The 19,593-nt window shown below is 70.9% G+C and carries 16 protein-coding genes and 1 pseudogene; 9 read left to right on the top strand and 8 right to left on the bottom strand.

From position 1 onward, the window contains the following. Window positions 1-14: 14 nt before the first annotated feature. Window positions 15-3,014 (bottom strand): bifunctional [glutamine synthetase] adenylyltransferase/[glutamine synthetase]-adenylyl-L-tyrosine phosphorylase, encoded by a 3,000-nt coding sequence (locus ACFWYS_RS20410; RefSeq protein ID WP_384770544.1) that lies wholly within the window; start codon window positions 3,012-3,014, stop codon window positions 15-17. Window positions 3,015-3,192: 178 nt separating this feature from the next. Here ACFWYS_RS20410 and ACFWYS_RS20405 point away from each other — a divergent pair, with 178 nt between their 5' ends. Together ACFWYS_RS20405 and ACFWYS_RS20400 are read left to right on the top strand one after the other, a co-directional pair. Beyond that, a complete protein-coding gene (locus tag ACFWYS_RS20405) occupies window positions 3,193-3,714 on the top strand; it encodes a pyridoxamine 5'-phosphate oxidase family protein (RefSeq protein WP_384770542.1) in 522 nt (173 codons plus the stop codon). 2 nt (window positions 3,715-3,716) lie between these two features. Then, the gene (locus tag ACFWYS_RS20400) at window positions 3,717-4,157 is read left to right on the top strand and encodes a VOC family protein (protein WP_384770539.1); all 441 of its coding nucleotides are present in this window, start codon (window positions 3,717-3,719) and stop codon (window positions 4,155-4,157) included. A 91-nt stretch (window positions 4,158-4,248) separates the two neighbouring features. On the opposite strand, the gene ACFWYS_RS20395 is transcribed toward ACFWYS_RS20400, so the two are convergent. Then, window positions 4,249-5,610, bottom strand: coding sequence for a glutamine synthetase family protein (locus ACFWYS_RS20395; RefSeq protein ID WP_384770536.1), 1,362 nt, complete (start codon window positions 5,608-5,610; stop codon window positions 4,249-4,251). A 320-nt stretch (window positions 5,611-5,930) separates the two neighbouring features. On the opposite strand from ACFWYS_RS20395, the pseudogene ACFWYS_RS20390 reads away from it, so the two are divergent. Next, a pseudogene (locus ACFWYS_RS20390) lies at window positions 5,931-7,183 on the top strand (globin domain-containing protein). An 88-nt stretch (window positions 7,184-7,271) separates the two neighbouring features. Here ACFWYS_RS20390 and ACFWYS_RS20385 read toward each other — a convergent pair. Further along, a complete protein-coding gene (locus ACFWYS_RS20385; RefSeq protein ID WP_384770533.1) occupies window positions 7,272-7,706 on the bottom strand; it encodes an Rrf2 family transcriptional regulator in 435 nt (144 codons plus the stop codon). Window positions 7,707-7,827: 121 nt separating this feature from the next. Between ACFWYS_RS20385 and ACFWYS_RS20380 the strand changes: the two genes are divergently transcribed. The 3 genes from ACFWYS_RS20380 (at window position 7,828) to ACFWYS_RS20370 (ending at window position 11,206) form a co-directional block, all read left to right on the top strand. Beyond that, on the top strand, window positions 7,828-8,496 hold the full coding sequence (locus ACFWYS_RS20380) for a DUF3105 domain-containing protein (RefSeq protein WP_384770530.1): 669 nt from the start codon (window positions 7,828-7,830) through the stop codon (window positions 8,494-8,496). Continuing rightward, entirely contained in the window at window positions 8,493-9,116 is a 624-nt protein-coding gene (locus tag ACFWYS_RS20375) for a DUF305 domain-containing protein (RefSeq protein ID WP_384770528.1), read from the top strand. Before ACFWYS_RS20380 ends, ACFWYS_RS20375 begins: the two co-directional genes overlap by 4 nt. A 146-nt stretch (window positions 9,117-9,262) precedes the next feature. Next, window positions 9,263-11,206: a protease pro-enzyme activation domain-containing protein gene (locus tag ACFWYS_RS20370; protein ID WP_384770525.1), complete on the top strand. Its 1,944-nt coding sequence runs from the start codon at window positions 9,263-9,265 to the stop codon at window positions 11,204-11,206. Between the two features lie 68 nt (window positions 11,207-11,274). Here ACFWYS_RS20370 and ACFWYS_RS20365 read toward each other — a convergent pair whose 3' ends face one another. Beyond that, window positions 11,275-12,252, bottom strand: coding sequence for an SDR family NAD(P)-dependent oxidoreductase (locus tag ACFWYS_RS20365; protein ID WP_384770523.1), 978 nt, complete (start codon window positions 12,250-12,252; stop codon window positions 11,275-11,277). Between the two features lie 65 nt (window positions 12,253-12,317). Here ACFWYS_RS20365 and ACFWYS_RS20360 point away from each other — a divergent pair, with 65 nt between their 5' ends. Then, window positions 12,318-12,740, top strand: coding sequence for a MerR family transcriptional regulator (locus ACFWYS_RS20360; RefSeq protein ID WP_384770520.1), 423 nt, complete (start codon window positions 12,318-12,320; stop codon window positions 12,738-12,740). Window positions 12,741-12,860: 120 nt separating this feature from the next. Here the strand turns inward: ACFWYS_RS20360 and ACFWYS_RS20355 are convergent, their stop codons facing one another. From ACFWYS_RS20355 to ACFWYS_RS20340, 4 genes are all read right to left on the bottom strand, one after another. Beyond that, on the bottom strand, window positions 12,861-14,087 hold the full coding sequence (locus tag ACFWYS_RS20355; RefSeq protein WP_384770517.1) for an MFS transporter: 1,227 nt from the start codon (window positions 14,085-14,087) through the stop codon (window positions 12,861-12,863). Window positions 14,088-14,181: 94 nt separating this feature from the next. Next, window positions 14,182-15,240 (bottom strand): endonuclease/exonuclease/phosphatase family protein, encoded by a 1,059-nt coding sequence (locus ACFWYS_RS20350; protein ID WP_384770515.1) that lies wholly within the window; start codon window positions 15,238-15,240, stop codon window positions 14,182-14,184. Window positions 15,241-15,427: 187 nt separating this feature from the next. Then, complete coding sequence (locus ACFWYS_RS20345; protein WP_384770512.1) at window positions 15,428-16,075, bottom strand: TetR/AcrR family transcriptional regulator; 648 nt, start codon at window positions 16,073-16,075, stop codon at window positions 15,428-15,430. A gap of 89 nt (window positions 16,076-16,164) precedes the next feature. Beyond that, the gene (locus tag ACFWYS_RS20340) at window positions 16,165-17,754 is read right to left on the bottom strand and encodes an MFS transporter (protein WP_384770509.1); all 1,590 of its coding nucleotides are present in this window, start codon (window positions 17,752-17,754) and stop codon (window positions 16,165-16,167) included. A 192-nt stretch (window positions 17,755-17,946) separates the two neighbouring features. On the opposite strand from ACFWYS_RS20340, the gene panB reads away from it, so the two are divergent. After that, window positions 17,947-18,822 (top strand): 3-methyl-2-oxobutanoate hydroxymethyltransferase, encoded by an 876-nt coding sequence (gene panB, locus ACFWYS_RS20335; RefSeq protein WP_384770506.1) that lies wholly within the window; start codon window positions 17,947-17,949, stop codon window positions 18,820-18,822. A gap of 147 nt (window positions 18,823-18,969) precedes the next feature. Then, window positions 18,970-19,539 (top strand): DinB family protein, encoded by a 570-nt coding sequence (locus tag ACFWYS_RS20330; protein ID WP_384770503.1) that lies wholly within the window; start codon window positions 18,970-18,972, stop codon window positions 19,537-19,539. Window positions 19,540-19,593: the final 54 nt, after the last annotated feature.

Below are 19,593 nucleotides of genomic sequence, written 5' to 3'. Positions count from 1 at the left end.
GCCGGAGGCAACCGTCACGCGCCGTAGAACAGCTCCTCCACCACACTCCGAGCCCGGCGCGCAGTACGCCGATACGCGTCGAGCATGTCCCCCACGTGCCCCGGCTCGTACCCCAGGTAGCGCCCCACAGCAGCCAGCTCCCGGCTGTCCGAGGGAAACGTGTCCCCGGCCCGCCCCCGCACCAGCATCACCGCGTTGCGCACCCGGGTGGCCAGCACCCACGCCTCGTCCAGGATCGCCGCCTCCTCCCCCGGAATCAGCCCGGCCGCACAGGCGGCGGCGAGGGCCTCCCGCGTCCGCGTGGTCCGCAGCCCCGGCTCGGCCCAGCCGTGCTGGAGCTGAAGGAGCTGAACGGTCCACTCGACGTCGGAGAGCCCGCCCGGCCCGAGCTTGGTGTGCAGCTTGGGATCGGAACCACGCGGAAGCCGCTCGGACTCCATCCGGGCCTTCAGCCGCCGGATCTCCCGCACGGCGTCCTCACCGAGCCCTTCGGCGGGATACCGCAGCGGATCGACGAGCTCGATGAACCGCCGCCCCAGATCCTCGTCCCCGGCCACCACCTCGGCCCGCAGCAACGCCTGCGACTCCCACACCAGCGACCACCGCCGGTAGTACGCCTCGTAGGAGTTCAGCGTACGAACCAGCGGCCCCGACTTGCCCTCCGGCCGCAGATCGGCGTCGATCAACAACGGCGGATCCGCACTCGGGATCTGCAGCAGCCTGCGCATCTCCGAGACCACCCGGTTCGCGGCGGCCGCGGCCTCCTGATCGTCGACGTCGTCCCGCGGTTCGTGCACGAACACGACGTCGGCGTCACTGCCGTATCCCAGCTCGTGCCCGCCGAAGCGCCCCATGCCGATGATCGCGAACCGGGTCGGCAGGGTGTCCCCCCACAGGTCCCGCACCACCGCACGCAGCGTGCCCGCCAGGGTCGCCGCCGTGAGGTCCGACACCGCGGCCCCGACCCGGTCCACCAGCGCACCCTGATCCGCCTCGGCCGGCTTCGTCTCGGTGCCGTAGGAGTCGATGATGTCGGCGGCGGCCGTGCGGAACAGTTCCCGGCGCCGCACACCACGTGCCGCCGTCACCGCCTGGGTGGCACCGTCGGCGCGGCCCACCGCCGCGAGGATCTCCTGCTCCAGGTGGGCACGCGAACGAGGCTCCAGCCCGGTGCCTCCGTCGCCGTCGCCGAGCAGCGCGACCGCCTCCGGTGCCCGCATCAGCAGATCCGGGGCGAGCCGCCCGGCCGACAGCACCCGGGCGAGGTTCTCGGCGGCGGCGCCCTCGTCCCGCAACAGCCGCAGATACCAAGGGGTCTTGCCGAGCGCGTCCGACACCTTGCGGAAGTTCAGCAGTCCGGCGTCCGGATCGGCGGAGTCCGCGAACCAGCCCAACAGCACCGGCAGCAGCGTGCGTTGGATCGCCGCCTTGCGGGTGACCCCGGAGGCCAGCGCCTCCAGATGCCGTAGCGCGGAGGCCGGATCGGCGTAGCCGAGCGCGACCAGCCGCTCGCGCGCCGCCCCGGCGCTCAACCGGGCCTCTTCCGGGGCGAGTTGGGCGACGGCGTCGAGCAGCGGCCGGTAGAAGAGCTTCTCGTGCAGCCGTCGTACGACACTCGCGTGCCGTCTCCACTCGCGGTTCAGCTCGGCGACCGCGTCGACGCGCAGACCGAGCGAGCGCCCGATGCGCCGCAGATCGGCGTCGTCCTCGGGCACCAGGTGGGTGCGCCGCAGCCGGTAGAGCTGGATGCGGTGCTCCATGGAGCGCAGGAAGCGGTAGGCGTCGTCGAGCTGCGCGGCATCGGCACGGCCGACGTAGCCGCCGGCGGCGAGGGCCTGCAAGGCGTCCAGCGTGGTGCCGCTGCGCAGCGACGCATCGTCGCGGCCATGCACCAACTGCAGCAGCTGTACGGCGAATTCGACGTCCCTGAGCCCGCCCGGACCGAGCTTGAGCTGGCGGTCCAGCTCGGCGACCGGGATGTTCTCCACCACCCGCCGCCGCATCTTCTGCACGTCGGCGACGAAGTTCTCCCGCTCGGCGGCCTTCCAGACCAGCGGCTCCAGGGCGGCGACGTACTCCTCGCCCAGCTCGATGTCGCCCGCCACCGGGCGTGCCTTGAGCAGAGCCTGGAACTCCCAGGTCTTGGCCCAGCGCTGGTAGTAGGCGAGGTGGCTGCTGAGGGTCCGCACCAGGGGGCCGTTGCGGCCCTCGGGCCGCAGGTTGGCGTCCACGGGCCAGATCGACCCCTCGACGGTCGTCTCGGAGCAGATCCGCATCATGTGCGAGGCGAGCTTGGTGGCGGACCGCAGCGCCTTGCCCTCGTCGGCGCCGTCCATGGCCTCGCCGACGAAGATGACGTCGACGTCGGAGACGTAATTGAGCTCATGGCCCCCGCACTTGCCCATCGCGATCACCGCGAGCCGGCACAGCGCGGCGTCCTCCGGCGCGGCGGCGCGGGCGATGGCGAGGGCGGCGCGCAGGGTCGCGGTGGCGAGGTCGGCGAGCTCGGCGGCGGTCTGGGCCAGGTCGGCGGTGCCGCACACGTCACGGGCGGCGATGGACAGCAGACAGCGCCGGTAGGCGACGCGCAGGGAGACCGGGTCGGTGGCGTCGGCGAGGCCCTGCTCGAACTCCTCCACCTCGGGGTGCAGATCCCGCGGCTCGTACATGACCAGCGCCTGCCAGTCGCTCGGATGCCGGGCGAGATGGTCGGCGAGCGCGGCGGAGGCGCCGAGCACGCCGAGCAGCCGGTCGCGCAGGGGCTTGGCCGCTATCACCGTGTCGAGCAGTTGCCGCTGGGCGACGGGGTCGGGCTGTGCTTCGACGAGCCGGGCGAGACCGTGCAGGGCGAGGTCCGGGTCGGCGGTGGCGCCGAGGGCCTCCAGCAGCACGGGGTCGTTCCTGATCGGCGCCAGCTCGACGCCCTCCAGCAGGCGCTCGGCGGCCGACGGGTCGGTGAATCCGTGCCGCAGCAGCCGCGTGAAGGTACTGCTCCTGCGCCCCGGCGCCGTCATGCTCGCCCTCCCGTCCGATCGGGTACGCACGCGCCCGATCAAGGTCGTACGTGCCCGATCAAGGTCGTACGCGGTCGAGCCTAACCGCAGTCTCCGACAGTGGCGCCGATGAGTTCCGACGGCCCGCACGGTCTGCCCTGTCGAGCGATACATGCGGCGACACGGCTGGAGGCGTCCGATGACCGACAGGCAACCGCAGACCCGACTGGATACGCGCTACAGCGACGAGCGGGCCACCGCGACACCGTGGCCCGAGGCCGAGAAACTGCTGGCCGAGGCCGAGCTGTTCTGGATCTCGACGGTACGGCCGGACGGGCGACCGCATGTGACGCCGCTGCCGGCGGTGTGGTCGCGGGGCGCGCTGCACTTCTGCACGGGCCCGGAGGAGCGCAAGGCGAGGAACCTCGCCCTGAACCCGGACGTCGTCCTGACGACCGGCACGAACACCTGGGACAAGGGGTACGACCTGGTGGTCGAGGGCGAGGCGGTGCGGATCACCGACGACGCCCGGCTGCGCGAACTGGCCGCCGGGTGGGAGGCGAAGTACGGCAGCTTCTGGCACTTCGAGGTGGCGGGCGGCAGCTTCCGGCACGGCTCCGGACGCGCCTATGTCTTTTCGGTAGCGCCGCGCACCGTTTTCGGCTTCGGTAAGGGTGAGCCGTTCAGCCAGACCCGCTGGCGATTCACCTTGGAGGACTAGCGATGGACTTCACGCTCGAAGTGATCCCGCTGCCCGTGAGCGACATCGACCGGGCCCGCGACTTCTACCGGGACAAGGTCGGTTTCCACGTCGACATCGACCAGGAGGTCATGCCGGGCATGCGCATCGTCCAGCTGACGCCCCCGGGCTCCGGCTGTTCGCTCGCCCTGGGCGACAGCATCTGGGAGATGGCCCAGGGCCCACGCCCGGCCCCCGGCTCCTACCAGGGCCTCCAGCTCTGCGTGGCCGACATCAAGGCGGCCCACGCGGAACTGACCGAACGCGGCCTGGAGATCTCCGAACCGGTCCAGTACACCCCCGACGACGGCGCCACCTTCATGTACTTCAAGGACCCCGACGGCAACGGCTGGTCGATCCAGGAGTACCGCCGCAGGGCAACAGAGCCCCTGCACGAGGTCCTGTCCAAACTGGCAGAGAAGTAGCCCACCCAAAGGGGCGCGGGGAACTGCGCGACCAGCCCCCACCGGGCGGCACGCGCCAAACCACTCCGCGCCCCTACGGCGAGCAGGCGCACTAAAGAACCGGCAGATTCTTCCGCAGCTCGAACGCGGTCACCTCGGACCGGTACTCGTGCCACTCGTGCCGCTTGTTGCGCAGGAAGAAGTCGAAGACATGCTCACCGAGCGTCTCGGCGACAAGATCGCTGCGTTCCATCAGCGTCAGCGCCTCGCCCAGGTTCTGCGGCAACGGCTCGATGCCCATCGCACGGCGCTCGGCGTCGGAGAGGGCCCAGACGTCGTCCTCGGCGCCCGGCGGCAGCTCGTAGCCCTCCTCGATGCCCTTGAGGCCGGCGGCCAGGAGCAGGGCGTACGCCAGGTACGGGTTCGCGCCGGTGTCCAGTGACCGGACCTCGACCCGCGCCGAGCCGGTCTTGCCCGGCTTGTACATCGGGACGCGGACCAGGGCGGAGCGGTTGTTGTGGCCCCAGCAGATGTAGGAGGGGGCCTCGCCGCCGGCCCCGGCGGTCCGCTCGGAGCCGCCCCAGATGCGCTTGTAGGAGTTCACCCACTGGTTGGTGACGGCCGAGATCTCCGCCGCGTGCTTCAGCAGGCCGGCGATGAAGGAGCGGCCGACCTTGGAGAGCTGGTACTCCGAGCCGGACTCGTAGAACGCGTTGCGGTCGCCCTCGAAGAGGGAGAGGTGCGTGTGCATGCCGCTGCCCGGGTGCTCCGAGAACGGCTTCGGCATGAAGGTCGCCTGCACGCCCTGCTCCAGCGCCACCTGCTTCATGACCAGGCGGAACGTCATGATGTTGTCCGCCGTGGACAGCGCGTCGGCGTAGCGCAGGTCGATCTCCTGCTGGCCGGGGGCGCCCTCGTGGTGGGAGAACTCGACCGAGATGCCCATCGACTCCAGCATGGTGATCGCCTGGCGGCGGAAGTCCATGCCGATGTTCTGCGGGGTGTGGTCGAAGTAGCCGGAGTTGTCGGCGGGGGTCGGCACCGAGCCGTCGACCGGCTTGTCCTTCAGCAGGAAGAACTCGATCTCGGGGTGGGTGTAGAAGGTGAAGCCCTGGTCGGAGGCGCGGGCCAGGGCGCGCTTGAGGACGTAGCGCGGGTCCGCGAAGGACGGTGAGCCGTCCGGCATGAGGATGTCGCAGAACATCCGGGCCGTGCCGGGCGCCTCGGCGCGCCACGGCAGGATCTGGAACGTCGACGGGTCCGGCTTGGCGATCATGTCGGACTCGTATACACGGGCGAAGCCCTCGATCGCCGAGCCGTCGAAGCCGATGCCCTCGTCGAAGGCCTGCTCCAGCTCGGCAGGGGCCACGGCCACGGACTTGAGGAAGCCCAGCACGTCCGTGAACCACAGCCGTACGAACCGGATGTCGCGCTCCTCCAAGGTCCGGAGCACGAACTCCTGCTGCTTGTCCATCTTCCGCTTCCCCATCCTTGCTGGTCAGGCCGCCTGTCTCCGAGTACCGCGGGAGGCGGTCGGGCACCTGAGCATCACACCACAACACCGTTTCAGGCGCGTTGCGCACCTTGATCGCCGAAACGATCCCCGGCTGAACTCCCGACCTACGGCGGGTGTCCCCGAGTGGTGCCGGTGCACTGCTCTGCCGCCCATCTTGCCTGCTCGCACCGACATCCGTAATGCCCGGCCCCTCAGGACCCACCCCGCTTTAATTTGCATCTTGGATGCAAGTTTTAATGGAGGCACCGGAACGGCCCGATCGAGCCCGAGGAGACCCGATGCTGTCCGAGCAGTCCACCGCCACCGTGCGTGCCACCCTTCCCGTCGTCGGCGCGGCCATCGGTGAGATCACCGAGCGCTTCTACGCCGGGATGTTCGCCGCCCGTCCCGAGCTGCTGCGCGACCTGTTCAACCGCGGCAACCAGGCGGCCGGCACCCAGCGGCAGGCGCTGGCGGGGTCGATCGCCGCGTTCGCGACGTACCTCGTGGACCGCCCCGACGAGCGGCCGGACGCGATGCTGGCCCGTATCGCGCACAAGCACGCCTCCCTGGGCGTCACGGCGGAGCAGTACGCGCTGGTGCACGAGCACCTCTTCGCCGCCATCGCCGAGGTGCTCGGCGAGGCCGTCACGCCCGAGGTCGCGGCCGCCTGGGACGAGGTGTACTGGCTGATGGCGAACGCCCTGATCGCGATCGAGAGGCGGCTGTACGACGAGCGCGGCGGGGCCGGATCGCGGGAGTGGGAGGTCGTGGAGCGCGTCGAGGAGACCGCCGACGTCGCCACCTTCCGGCTGCGCCCGGCCGACGGCCGCCCGGCACCGGACTTCCGGGCCGGGCAGTACGTGTCCGTGCAGGTCGAGCTGGCGGACGGGGCCCGGCAGATCCGCCAGTACAGCCTCTCCGCAGCGCCCGGATCACCGATACGCCAGTTCAGTGTGAAGCGCGTGCACGACGGCGCCTCACCCGACGGCGAGGTCTCGAACCACCTCCACGCGTGCGTGCACGTCGGCGACCGGCTGCACCTGTCGGCGCCGTACGGCGATCTCGTGCTCGGTGAGACCGAGGGCGAGGCCGGGACCGGGACCGGGACCGAGGCACCGCTGCTGCTCGCCTCGGCCGGCATCGGTGTTACCCCGATGGTCGCCATGCTCGGTCAGCTCGCGGACTCCGGGCACCAGGGCCCGGTGCTCGTCGTGCACGGCGACCGCTCCCCCGCCGAGCACGCCTGCGCGCCGACCACGAGGGGTACGCCGGGAAGCTGCCGGGGGCGTCGGTCCACTTCTGGTACGAGAAGGACACCGACTGGTACGAGACCGGCGCCGCCGGCGCCGCCACCCCCGGCGTCACCCACCGCACCGGTCTGGTCGACCTCACCGACATCGCCGTACCGCAGGGCACGCGCGCGTACCTGTGCGGGCCGCTGCCGTTCATGCGGGCGGTGCGGGCGCAGCTGATCGGGAAGGGTGTGGCGCCGGCCGACATCCACTACGAGGTGTTCGGGCCGGACCTCTGGCTGGCTCAGGAGGGCTGAGGCCGGGCGGGCGGGGTTTTCCGCGCCCGCTCTCAGGGTGCGCGCCGGTTCTCAAGAGGCGCGCCGGTTCTCAGGGGGCGCGCCGGCTCTAGGGTGCGCGGCCGATCTGGAGCAGCAGCGGCCCGGTGGGGTCGGCGGTCACGTCGGCCACCGTGAGCGGGTCCAGGGAGGCGAAGAAGGCCTCCTGGGCCCGCCGCAGCGCACCGCGCAGCCGGCACCCGGTGTGGAGCGGGCAGGGGTTGTCGCCCTCGCACTCGACGACGTCGCCGTCCCCCTCGAAGGCGCGCACGATCGCGCCGACCGACGCGGTGCGGCCCTTGCCGCTGAGCGAGAGCCCGCCGCCGCGGCCCCGGCGTGCGTCGACCAGGCCCATGTGCTGGAGCTCGGCGACGACCTTGGCGGCGTGGGTGTACGGCACCTCCATGTCCGCCGCGACCTCGCGGGTCGTCGGCGTGGCGTCCCCCAGCACGGCGAGCCGCATGAGGAGGCGCAGTGCCAGGTCGGTCGAGCGCAACAGCCGCATACGTCGCAGCGTAGATAATGCGCATCCGCGGTTCAAAATATCGGTCGCTCTACTGGAGGTCACACCTCCCCCATTACGATCAGCGGACCCGACCGTCCCACCCCCCAGAAGGGCACATCCCATGGGCTCCGCCAAGAACAAGGGCAGCGCGGCGCGCAAAGCGCGAATAGAGGAGATGCGGCGTGCCGAGCAGTCCCGTGAGCGCCGCAACCGGATCCTCACCATCGCGGCCAGCGTGGTGGTGGTCGCCGGTCTCGTCGTCGGCGGTGTGGTGCTCGTCCAGTCGCAGTCCGACAAGAGCGACAAGGCGAAGGCCGACAGCGACAAGACCACCGGGAAGTTCGTCGCGGGCAAGGACGGCGTGAACACCTGGGAGGGGACGCTGGCCCGCACCCACGTCAACACGAGCGTGAAGTACCTGATGGAACCCCCGGTCGGCGGCAACCACCACCAGGCCTGGATGAACTGCAACGGCGACGTCTACACCAAGGAGCTCGCCAACGAGAACGCCGTGCACTCGCTGGAGCACGGGGCGGTGTGGGTGACGTACACCAACAAGGCCTCCAAGGCCGATGTCGCGGCGCTGGCGGAGAAGGTCAAGAAGACGCCGTACACACTGATGAGCCCGGACGAGAAGCAGAAGGCGCCGATCATGCTCAGCGCGTGGGGGCACCAGCGCACGGTGACGAGCGCGAGCGACCCGAACGTCGGCAAGTTCTTCGAGACGTACGTCCAGGGCAAGCAGACCCCTGAGCCGGGCGCGGCGTGCACGGGTGGTCTGTCGGAGTGAGGCAGCACATCGGTTGGATCGCCGGGACCGCGGCGGCCGTGCTGGTCGCGGCCGGCGCGATCACCTACTCGGTCGCCGAGGACGGGGGCGGCGCGAAGACGCCGGCCGCCGACTCCGCGGACGCCGGGTTCGCGCGGGACATGGCGGTGCACCACCAGCAGGCCGTGGAGATGTCGTACGTAGTGCGCGACCGCACCAAGGACGAGGAGGTGCGGCGGCTGGCGTACGACATCGCCCAGACGCAGGCCAACCAGCGCGGCATGCTGCTGGGCTGGCTGGATCTGTGGGAGCTGCCGAAGGTGTCCGCGGACGCGCCGATGACCTGGATGGGCATGGGTGACATGGCCTCCGGCGAGGACGGCGCGCTGATGCCTGGCATGGCGACCAACTCGGAGATGAAGAAGCTCGAAACCCTGAGCGGCAAGCCAGCGGAAGTCTTTTACCTCCAGTTGATGACGGCCCATCACAAGGGCGGCATCCACATGGCCGAGGGCTGTGTCGACAAGTGCTCGGTCGGCGTGGAGAAGAGGCTCGCGCAGGGCATGGTCGAGGGGCAGCAGTCGGAGATCGACCTGATGAAGGACATGCTGGCGGAGCGGGGCGCGAAGCCGCGGCCATGAGAGCCCGTGGCGGGCTCTGACAAATGGCCTTGTCATTAGGTTAATTGGGGTCTTCTTGGCCCTCGCATTCCCCTGACATGAACGGTTCATCGCGAGAGTGACGACAGTCGAGTGATCCACTCGCGACGAACCGCACAGGGGGTTTCATGAGATCCAATCGCGCCACCGCGCGTGCCGGACTGAGCCTGGCAGCGACACTGCCCCTGCTCGCCGGTGCGCTGGCGCTCGGCATACCCGCCGCGCACGCCTCGGACCACCCGGACCGGGACTCGCTCGCCGGCACCAAGCCCACGTGGGCCACGGCCAAGGCGGACAGGGGCGCGGCCTCGGACGACGGCCAGGTGGCCGCGCGGGTCTATCTCGCGGGCCGGGACGCGGCCGGCCTCGCCGCGTACGCGAAGGCGGTGTCCGACCCGAGCTCGGCGTCGTACGGCAAGTACCTGACCGCTCGCCAGACGCAGGCCCGCTTCGGCGCGACCAAGGCCCAGGTGGCCGCCGTCCAGAGCTGGTTGAAGTCGGCGGGCCTGAAGGTCACGGGCGTCACGCGGCACTACGTCGCGGTCAGCGGCGATGTGGCCGCCGCGGAGAAGGCGTTCGGCACCCAGCTGCGCAACTACACCAAGGGCGGGCGCACTTACCGCGCGCCCGCGACGACGGCGTCGGTGCCGGAGGACCTCAAGGGTGCCGTCCTGACCGTCACCGGCCTGGACAACGCGCCGCACCGGGCGAGCCACAAGGACCAGCTCCCGCCGCCGGAGACGGTGTTCCGCAACGCCGGGCCGTTCTCGACGTATCACGGCTCCAACGTGGCGAGCACGCTGCCGGACGCGTACGGCACGAAGATCCCGTACGCCGTCAGGGGCTACACCGGCAAGCAGCTGCGCGCCGCGTACGGCGCGGGCAAGCGCACCGGCAAGGGGGTGCGCATCGCCATCACGGACGCGTACGCCTCCCCGACCATCGCCTTCGACGCGGCCACCTACGCGAAGCGCAACGGCGACGCGGCCTGGACCACGGGCCAGCTGCGCCAGGTGCTGCCGAAGAACTACACGAAGACCAAGGAGTGCGGTGCGGCCGGCTGGTACGGCGAGGAGACCCTCGACGTCGAGGCCGCGCACGCGGTCGCGCCCGGCGCGCAGATCACCTACGTGGGCGCCGCGTCCTGCTTCGACGACGACCTGCTCGACTCGCTCAGCAAGGTCGTCGACAACCATCTGGCCGACATCGTCTCCAACTCCTGGGGCGACATCGAGGCCAACCAGACGCCGGACCTCGCGGCCGCCTACGACCAGGTCTTCCAGTTCGGCGCGGTCGAGGGCATCGGCTTCTACTTCTCCTCCGGCGACGACGGCGACGAGGTCGCCAACACCGGTACCAAGCAGGTCGACACCCCGGCCAACTCGGCGTGGGTGACGGCGGTCGGCGGCACCTCGCTGGCGGTCGGCAAGGGCGACACATATCTGTGGGAGACCGGCTGGGGCACCCAGAAGGCGGTGCTGGCGGCCGACGGCAAGAGCTGGACCGGCTTCCCCGGCGCGTTCACCTCGGGCGCGGGCGGTGGCACCAGCAAGGCGGTCGCCGAGCCGTACTACCAGAAGGGGGTCGTGCCGGACGCGCTGGCCAAGGCCAACAGTGCCGACGGCAACCGCGTCGTCCCGGACATCGCGGCGATCGCCGACCCGAACACCGGGTTCCTGGTGGGGCAGACGCAGACCCTGCCGGACGGGAAGACGCAGGCCTACGACGAGTACCGCATCGGCGGCACCTCACTGGCCGCGCCGGTGATCGCGGCGGTCCAGGCGCTGGCGCAGGAGGCGGGCGGCGGCAAGCCGATCGGTTTCGCCAACCCGTCGATCTACGCGCGGTACGGCTCGAAGGCCTACCACGACGTGACGGACAACCCGACGGGCTCCGGGCTCGCGGTCGCACGCATCGACTTCGCCAACGGCTACGACAAGACGGGCGGCCTGACCACGTCCGCCCGGACGCTGGGCAAGGACAGCTCCCTGCGGGCCGTGAAGGGCTACGACGACGTGACGGGCGTGGGCACGCCGGCGAACGGCTACGTGGAGTCGTACCGCCGCCGCTGACCTGCGGCGGACGACGGGGTCTCTTCACAGGCTCTGAGGGGGTGGCGGCGCGCCACCCCCTCACCTGTTCACCGGGTGACCGGGGTGGCGGCGGTCGCCGCGGCGGACAGTTCCCACAGGCGTGCGGCGGCGTCGGGGTCGATGGCGTGGGCGCGGACGCCGCCGTCGTCCATGGGCTCGTCGGGAGCGGAGACGCGGGCGACGTCGCAGTCCTCCAGGTAGAGCCCGCCGCGTCCGTCGAGCAGCGGGGACGTGGCCGCCCAGAGGCCGGTGGCGGCGCCCTGGGAGGGGGTCTTGAAGCCGGCGCCGATCACCGTGCCGTGCTCGTCCACCCAGCCGCGTTCGATCTGCTCGTGCAGTGTCATCTCCCGCTGGAGACCGGTGATGATCCTGCCCGGGTGGAGCGCGAACGCCCGGACGCCGTCGTCGTGTCCGAGGGTGTCGAGGTGTACGGCGAACAGGGCGTTGGCCGTCTTGGACTGGCCGTAGGCCAGCCACTTGTCGTAGCCGGTGCGCCAGTGCGGGTCGTGCCAGCGGATGCCGGTCAGGGTGTGTCCGGCGGAGCTGTTGACGATCACGCGTGCCCCGTCGGCGGCGGCCAGCAGCGGGTACAGCTCGCAGGCGAGCGTGAAGTGTCCGAGGTGATTGGCAGTGAACTGGCCTTCCCAGCCGGGTCCGACGCGTCGTTCGGGGGTGGCCATGACACCGGCCACGGCCATGAGCAGGTCGATCCGGCCGACGGAGCCGGAGATGTGCGCGGCGGCGGAGCGCACGCCGTCGAGGTCGGTCAGATCCATGGGGACGACGTCGCAGCCGTCCAGTTCCGCCTGCGCGAGGGCGTCGCGGGCGGTCCCGGGACGGCGTGCCGGAACGATGACCCGGGCCCCGGCGGCCGCCAGACCCCGGGTGGTCTCCAGTCCGAGCCCGGAGTAGCCGCCGGTCACGACGGCGGTCGCGCCGGAGAGGTCGAGGCCCGCCATGACGTCCTCGGCGGTACTGGTGGCGGAGAAGGGCGAGCCGAGCGGGCGCTGTTCAGTGGTGGTCATGGCGACGACGCTAGGATCTAGAGCAAGGTCTAGATCAAGTCCCGGGCTGCCCTAGGGTGGGCCGCATGACCACCACCGAGCCCCATGCGCCGCCCCTGAGCATCGGCGAGGTGGCCGAGCGGACCGGCCTCAGCGTGCACGCCCTGCGCTTCTACGAGCGCGAGGGCCTGCTGGTCGGACCGGTCCGGCGCACCTCGGGCGGGCTGCGCCGCTACACCACGGTCGACGTCGACTGGCTGCTGATCTGCGTCAAGCTGCGCGAATCCGGTATGCCGCTGGCCGACCTGAAACGGTTCGCCGAGTTGGTACGGCAGGGCCCCGGCAACGAGGCCGAACGCCTCGAAATCCTCGACACCCATCAACAGCGCGTCGAGGCACAGATCCAGGCGCTCCAGGAGTGCCGCTCCGTCATCGCCTGGAAGGTCGGCGTCTACGCCGAACACCTCGCCCGCGGCGAGGCGAACGGCCTCTGGGACCCGACGGCCTGACGGGACGTCGGGAACGCCGTACGCCCCGAACCTGCCTGGGCGATCATGAGCAGCGAGGTGGTCGACGACGATTGCCGCGGCTACCCGCGAAGCCTCGCCACACGCCCCCCGGAGCCGGTCTCAGGACCGCACCGTCTCCCCCTGTTGCGGAACGTGCCCGGCGACGACCCGCTCCCGGACGGGTCGCGGTGTGGTGACCCGGCGGCGGTCCACCGTGTAGGCGGCGCCCGCGACGGCCAGGCCCAGTGCGGCCAGGACCGCGCCCGCCAGTGCCGGGGACGTCACGCCGAAGCCGGCCGCGAGGGCCAGGCCGCCGATCCAGGCGCCGCCGGCGTTGGCGAGGTTGAAGGCGGCCTGGTTGGCCGAGGAGGCCAGGGACGGGGCCGACGACGCCTTCTCCATCACCATCAGGTTCAGCGGGGAGCCGGTCACGAACGCCGCCATGCCCAGCAGGAACACGGCGAGGGCGGCGCTCCAGGCCGTGGACATCAGCAGCGGGAACAGTGCCAGCACCGCGACCAGCGAGAGCAGGCCCCCGAACAGCGTCCCGCGCATCGCGTGGTCCGCCAGCCGCCCGCCCAGCAGGTTGCCCGCGGTCGCACCCACGCCGAACAGCGCCAGCAGCAGCGTCACGCTGGCATCGGCGTACCCGGCGGACTCGGTCAGCATCGGTGTGACGTAGCTGTACGCGGCGAAGAGCGCGCCGAAGCCCGCGACCGTCGTGCCGAGCGCCAGCCACACCGGCAGGGAGCGCAGCGCGGCCAGCTCGCCGCGCAGTCCGGCCGGCGGGGCGGCGTGAGCCTGGGCGCGCGGGATCAGCAGGGCCAGCGACGCGACCGCCGCCAGTCCGATCGCGCTCACGCCGAGGAACGTCGCCCGCCAGCCCAGCTGCTGCCCCATCAGCGTGGCCACGGGCACGCCCGCGACGTTGGCCACCGTCAGGCCCAGGAACATCAGCGAGACGGAGCGGGCCTTGCGCTCCGGTGCGACCATGCTCGTCGCCACGACCGCGCCGACGCCGAAGAAGGCGCCGTGCGGCAGGCCGCTCAGGAAGCGGGCCGCCACCAGCCAGTCGTAGTCGGGGGCGAGGGCGGACAGCGCGTTGCCCGCGATGAACAGGACCATCAGGCCCATCAGGACCGTGCGGCGCGGCATACGGGCGGTCACTGCCGCCAGCAGCGGGGCGCCGATCACGACGCCGAGCGCGTACGCCGAGACCAGGTGTCCGGCGGCGGGGATGGATATGTCCAGGTCGTTCGCGACTTCGGGCAGCAGGCCCATCATCACGAACTCGGTGGTACCGATGCCGAAGGCGCCCACGGCGAGGGCGAGCAGGGCCAGGGGCATGAAGAGAGCCGTGCCTTTCAGGGGGAGCGGGTGTTCCGTACGAAGCTTATGTTCAGCTTGGGAACAAAGGGGCTCGCCCCCGGTATTCCTCGGGTTAAGAGGACGTGTCGACCTTCACACGGGCGGCCACCGGAAGGTGGTCGCTGCCCGTCTGGGGCAGCGTCCACGAGCTCTCCGGCTCGACGCCCTTCACCATGATCTGGTCGATCCGCGCCATCGGGAACGACGCCGGCCAGCTGAACCCGAACCCGCTGCCCGCAGCGCCCTGCGTGGAGCGCATCTGGGCGGTGACCGCGTTGAGCGCGCGGTCGTTCATCGTGCCGTTCAGGTCGCCGAGCAGGACCACCCGCTGCTGCGGCTCGTCGGCGATGGCCTCGCCCAGCGCGTCGGCGCTCTTGTCGCGCTGCCGGGCGGTGAACCCGGCCTCCATCTTCACCCGCACCGACGGCAGATGGGCGACGTACACCGCGACCTGCCCGGACGGGGCGGTCACCACGGCCCGCATGGCACGCGTCCAGCCCAGCTTGATGTCGACGGGCTTGACCCCGGCCAGCGGGTACTTGCTCCACAGCCCGACGGTGCCCTGCACCGAGTGGTACCGGTACGTCGACGCCAGCGCCTTCTCGTACGTCGGAACCGCCGTGGCCGTCAGCTCCTCCAGGGCCACCACGTCCGCGCCGGACGCGGCCACGTCCCGGGCGGTGCCGGACGGGTCGGTGTTGTCCGCGTTGACGTTGTGCGTGGCCACCGTGAGGTCGCCGCCGGCGCCGGCCCGGTCGACGAGGAGGCCGCCGAAGAGGTTCAGCCACACGATCGCCGGGAGCAGCACGGCGATCAGCGCGGTCGCGGACCTGCGGACCAGGCCCAGCACGAGCAGCAGCGGGACGAGCAGCCCCAGCCAGGGCAGGAACGTCTCGGTGAGGCTGCCGAGGTTGCCGACCGCGTTCGGAATCTGCGCGTGCAGCAGCATCACCAGCGCGAGGATCACCGCGAGGGCGGCCAGTACGATGCCCCGCCGCCAGATGTGCGGATCACCGCGCCAGCCGGCCGCCAGGCCCTTCAGTCGGTTCCTCAGGCGCCGAAGCCCGGATCCCTGGCGCTCGGGACCCGAGCCGCCGTTGTCCGTCTCCGTCACGTACGCCTGCTGCGCCATACCGTCGCCTCACTACCTGCCGTGCACACCGTCGTCCCCCCGCGCCCAGAGAAACCCTAGGGGATGATCGGTTCCGATCCCGCCGTCCCATGACGGCCGTACGGGGGCGAGGACGTACAAGTCGCCTTCCCGAGTTCCGGTCGCGGCAGGGGAAAGCGCGCTCTGTGACGAAACGCGCACATGCGATCTACGGGGTGCGCGAACTGACGGGCCGTAGACCTTCGAGGACGGCGTCGACGATCTGCTCCGACAGTCCCTCCGGGAGGTCACCGTCCGCGCGCATGACGGTGTCGGCGCGCATGACGGTGCGCATCAGCATCGGCCCTATGAACAGGTCGTTCATCAGCTCGGCGTCGATGTCCGCGCGCAGCTCGCCGTTCTCCTGGGCGCGCAGCAGCAGCGCGACCTGCTTTCTGCGGCGCGGCTCGACGACGATGGTGTGGTAGGCGTCCCAGAGCTTCGGACTGCTCTTCACCTGCGCGAAGACACTGCGCAGCAGAGCCGACGAGCGGGTCATCAGCCCTCGCTGGCGCATCTGCTCCAGAAACGCCACGAGGTCGTCCCGCAACGAGGTGCCCGGGAGTTCGGGGTCGGGTGGTTCCGCGGTGCGTACGACGTCGATGAAGAGCTCCTCCTTGCCGCTCCAGCGACGGTAGATGGTGGCCTTGCCGACGCCGGCCGTGCGGGCGATGCGCTCGATGGAGAGTTCCGCGAGCGGTACGCCGTCCTCCAGCAGTTTCATCACGCCCTCGATGATGGACCGCTCCACGGCCTCGCTGCGGGGGCGGCCCCGGGTGGGGCCGTCCGGCCGTGGCTGGCTGTCGGCGAGGCTCACTGGGTTCGGTCCTTTCCGTGGGCTGGGCTGAATTCTCCCCCGAGTACGGCGCCGTCCCGTGCGAAGGCGACGGCGGCGCGTGTCCTCGTCTACTCCGCTGCCGCCAACTCCCGCTCCGGCTCTCCCTCCTGAGGCTTCGTCGGCCGCCCCGGCAGGAACAGCGCCACCACCACCGCGCCGAGCACCGCGACACCCGCTCCCCACAGCGCCGTCACATGCATGGCGTGCAGGAAGGCGTCGTGGGCCGGGCGGACGAGGGCATCGCCCTGCTGCCCGAGCCTGGCGGCGACGCCGAGGGTGGCCTCGACGGACTCGCCCGCCGTGTGCCGTACGCCTTCCGGCAGCACCGTGAGCCGGTCCTCGATGCCGCCGCGGTAGGCCGTCGACAGGACCGAGCCCAGGACGGCGATGCCGAGGGCGCCGCCGACCTGGCGGAAGGTGTTGCTGAGCGCGGAGGCGGCGCCGGCCTTCTCCCGGGGCAGGGCCTGCATGATGACGACGCTGATCGGGGTCATGATGTGCGCCATCGCGGCGCCCATCAGGAAGAACACGACCTCCAGGAGCCAGATCGGCGTGTCCGTCTCGAACGTCGCGAACGCGGCCAGGGTGGCGGCGATGAGCAGCATGGCGCCGGTGGTCGTGGCCCGGTTGCCGAACCGGTCGACCAGGAGCCGGGCACGCGGCGCGAAGATCATCTGGGCGGCGGCGAGCGGCAGCATCAGCAGACCGGTCTGCAGGGGCGAGTAGCCGCGCACGCTCTGGGTGTAGAACACCGAGAAGAAGGTCACGCCCATGAGGGCGAAGAAGACCAGCGCGATGACACCGACGGCGGCCGAGAAGACCTTGTTCTTGAAGTAGGTGACGTCGATGGACGGATGGTCGCTGCGCTTCTCGAAGACGACGAACCCGGCCAGGACGGCGAGACCGGCGGCGATCGTCGCGAGGACCGTCGGGTCGGTGAAGTCCGCGAGCTGGCCGCCCTTGATGATGCCGTAGACGAGCAGGACGAGTCCGACGACGGAGAGCACGACCCCGATCGGGTCGATCCGCCCCGGGTTCGGGTCGCGGGAGTCGGGCACGAGCCACAGCATCAGGGCGAGCGCGAGCAGCACGATCGGCACGTTGATGAGGAAGACGGACCCCCACCAGAAGTGGTCGAGCAGCACACCGCCCGTGATGGGCCCGATGGCGATGGCGAGTCCGACGCCGCCGGCCCAGATGCCGATGGCCTTGGGCTGCTCGTCGCGCTCGAAGACGTTCATGAGGACGGCGAGGGTGGCCGGCATGACGAAGGCGGCACCGAGGCCCATCACCGAGCGGAAGGCGATGAGTTCGCCGGGCGAGCCGGAGAACGCGGCGAGCGCGGAGCCGATGCCGAACATGGTGAGCCCGCCGAGCAGGACCTTCTTGCGGCCGAGCCGGTCACCGAGGAGACCAGCGCTGAACAGCAGGCCGGCGAAGACGAGCGTGTAGGCGTTGATCGCCCACTCCAGCTCGCTCTGGGTGGCGCCGAGGCCGGTCGGGGCGGGGGTCGAGATGGTCTTGATGGCGACGTTGAGGATCGAGTTGTCGAGGACGACGATCAGCAGGCTGAGCATCAGCACGCCGAGGATCGCCCAGCGGCGCCGGTGCACGGCCTCGGGTATCCGGGGGCCGGTGTCAGGGGCGGGAGAAGTCATGTCGTCGAGCCTAGGCATGTTTCGATACGGCACCGTCTCGTATCGTAAATTTTTACCGAGACCTTACGTGGCACGCGCACGGGGCGGAACTCACACAGGGGGGCCTGGCTCTGGTCGGCACGAAGTGCCACCATGGAGGAGATCCGGGGACGCCGTCAGGGCGCTTCGAGATGACATGAAGGAGCCGTTGCAATGACGCAGCTTTCGGCTGCCCAGACGCCTCAGGCGAAGACCTCCGACGGCAGCAAGGCGCTGTACGGAGGGAAGGGCACCCGCCGCATCACTGTCCGGGACATCGCCCTCGCCAAGGAACGCGGCGAGAAGTGGCCCATGCTCACCGCGTACGACGCGATGACCGCGTCCGTGTTCGACGAGGCCGGCATCCCGGTCATGCTCGTCGGGGACTCCGCGGGCAACTGTCACCTCGGGTACGAGAGCACCGTGCCCGTCACGCTCGACGAGATGACCATGCTGTCGGCGGCCGTCGTACGGGGCACCTCGCGTGCCCTGATCGTCGGCGACCTGCCCTTCGGCTCCTACCAGGAGGGCCCGGTGCAGGCGCTGCGCTCGGCGACCCGGATGGTCAAGGAGGCCGGGGTCGGCGCGGTGAAGCTGGAGGGCGGCGAGCGCTCGTACGACCAGATCCGGCTGCTGGTCGAGTCCGGCATCCCGGTGATGGCCCACATCGGCCTGACCCCGCAGTCCGTCAACGCCATGGGCTACCGCGTCCAGGGCCGCGGCGAGGAGGCGGCCGCGCAGCTGCTGCGGGACGCGAAGGCGGTCCAGGACGCGGGCGCGTTCGCGGTCGTCCTGGAGCTGGTTCCGGCGGAGCTGGCGGCCGAGGTGACCCGGGTCCTGCACATCCCGACGGTCGGCATCGGCGCCGGCGCGGAGACCGACGCACAGGTCCTGGTCTGGACGGACATGCTGGGTCTGACCGGCGGCCGCGTCCCCAAGTTCGTCAAGCAGTACGCCGACCTCCGCGAGGTCATGGGCAACGCTGCGAAGGCGTTCGCCGAGGACGTGGTCGGCGGAACGTTCCCGCTGGAGGAGCACTCCGTCCACTGACGGCCACCACCGGGCCGGCACCCCTGAACCACTGCGGCACCGAGCGCCCCGCCGATCTTCCCCCGTCGGCGGGGCGCGCCTTTTGCCCGGCGGAGGTGGGGCGGCCGGGCAGAAACTCGATGGCGGGCCCGGTCCTCGCGCACCAGCATGGTCCGCATGACTGACGAACCCGCACGATGGAGCCAGGCGACCACCTACCCCGACATGTGGGTCGACCCGGACGACGACCCCCGCAACAGCGACGGAGTCAGTCCGGACGGCGAGCTCGGGACGCTGCTGGACTTCCTGACGAACTACCGCATCACCCTGCGGATGAAGTGCGACGGCCTGGACGCGGAGCAGCTGGCCCGCCGGTCGGTGCCGCCCTCGACGATGTCGCTGCTCGGCCTGGTCCGGCATCTCGCCGAGGTGGAACGGGACTGGCAGAACTGGATCACCGAGGGCGACCCGCTGCCGAAGCTGTACGGCGACCCCGACGGAGACTTCCTGGGGGCCGTCGCCGAGCAGTCCGTGGTCGACGCCGCGTACGCCGATCTGGAGCGCGAGCAGGCCGCGACCGACGCGGCGCTCGCCCGGCACCCGGATCTGGGCGAGCGGCTGGGCAAGGACGGGTTCGCGGTCCGGGAGCTGATGGTGCACCGGATCGAGGAGTACGCCCGCCACTGCGGCCACGCCGACCTGCTGCGCGAGTGCGTCGACGGACGGGTGGGCCAGTGACGCGGGCCCGCCGTGACCGCCGCTGTCGGCGCCGTATGGGCCGTGTCGGCGATC

Source organism: Streptomyces sp. NPDC059010, from assembly GCF_042740355.1.
Classification (GTDB): Bacteria; Actinomycetota; Actinomycetes; order Streptomycetales; family Streptomycetaceae; genus Streptomyces.
Note: the sequence above shows the minus strand (reverse complement) of the source record. Positions and strands in the feature narration are given on the sequence as shown.

Coding starts and splice junctions, on each gene's coding strand:
- ACFWYS_RS20410 (WP_384770544.1), bottom strand. CDS start 3,014: ATGACGGCGCCGGGGCGCAGGAGCAGTACCTTCACGCGGCTGCTGCGG.
- ACFWYS_RS20405 (WP_384770542.1), top strand. CDS start 3,193: ATGACCGACAGGCAACCGCAGACCCGACTGGATACGCGCTACAGCGAC.
- ACFWYS_RS20400 (WP_384770539.1), top strand. CDS start 3,717: ATGGACTTCACGCTCGAAGTGATCCCGCTGCCCGTGAGCGACATCGAC.
- ACFWYS_RS20395 (WP_384770536.1), bottom strand. CDS start 5,610: ATGGACAAGCAGCAGGAGTTCGTGCTCCGGACCTTGGAGGAGCGCGAC.
- ACFWYS_RS20385 (WP_384770533.1), bottom strand. CDS start 7,706: ATGCGGCTGTTGCGCTCGACCGACCTGGCACTGCGCCTCCTCATGCGG.
- ACFWYS_RS20380 (WP_384770530.1), top strand. CDS start 7,828: ATGGGCTCCGCCAAGAACAAGGGCAGCGCGGCGCGCAAAGCGCGAATA.
- ACFWYS_RS20370 (WP_384770525.1), top strand. CDS start 9,263: ATGAGATCCAATCGCGCCACCGCGCGTGCCGGACTGAGCCTGGCAGCG.
- ACFWYS_RS20365 (WP_384770523.1), bottom strand. CDS start 12,252: ATGACCACCACTGAACAGCGCCCGCTCGGCTCGCCCTTCTCCGCCACC.
- ACFWYS_RS20360 (WP_384770520.1), top strand. CDS start 12,318: ATGACCACCACCGAGCCCCATGCGCCGCCCCTGAGCATCGGCGAGGTG.
- ACFWYS_RS20355 (WP_384770517.1), bottom strand. CDS start 14,087: ATGCCCCTGGCCCTGCTCGCCCTCGCCGTGGGCGCCTTCGGCATCGGT.
- ACFWYS_RS20350 (WP_384770515.1), bottom strand. CDS start 15,240: ATGGCGCAGCAGGCGTACGTGACGGAGACGGACAACGGCGGCTCGGGT.
- ACFWYS_RS20340 (WP_384770509.1), bottom strand. CDS start 17,754: ATGACTTCTCCCGCCCCTGACACCGGCCCCCGGATACCCGAGGCCGTG.
- panB (WP_384770506.1), top strand. CDS start 17,947: ATGACGCAGCTTTCGGCTGCCCAGACGCCTCAGGCGAAGACCTCCGAC.
- ACFWYS_RS20330 (WP_384770503.1), top strand. CDS start 18,970: ATGGTCCGCATGACTGACGAACCCGCACGATGGAGCCAGGCGACCACC.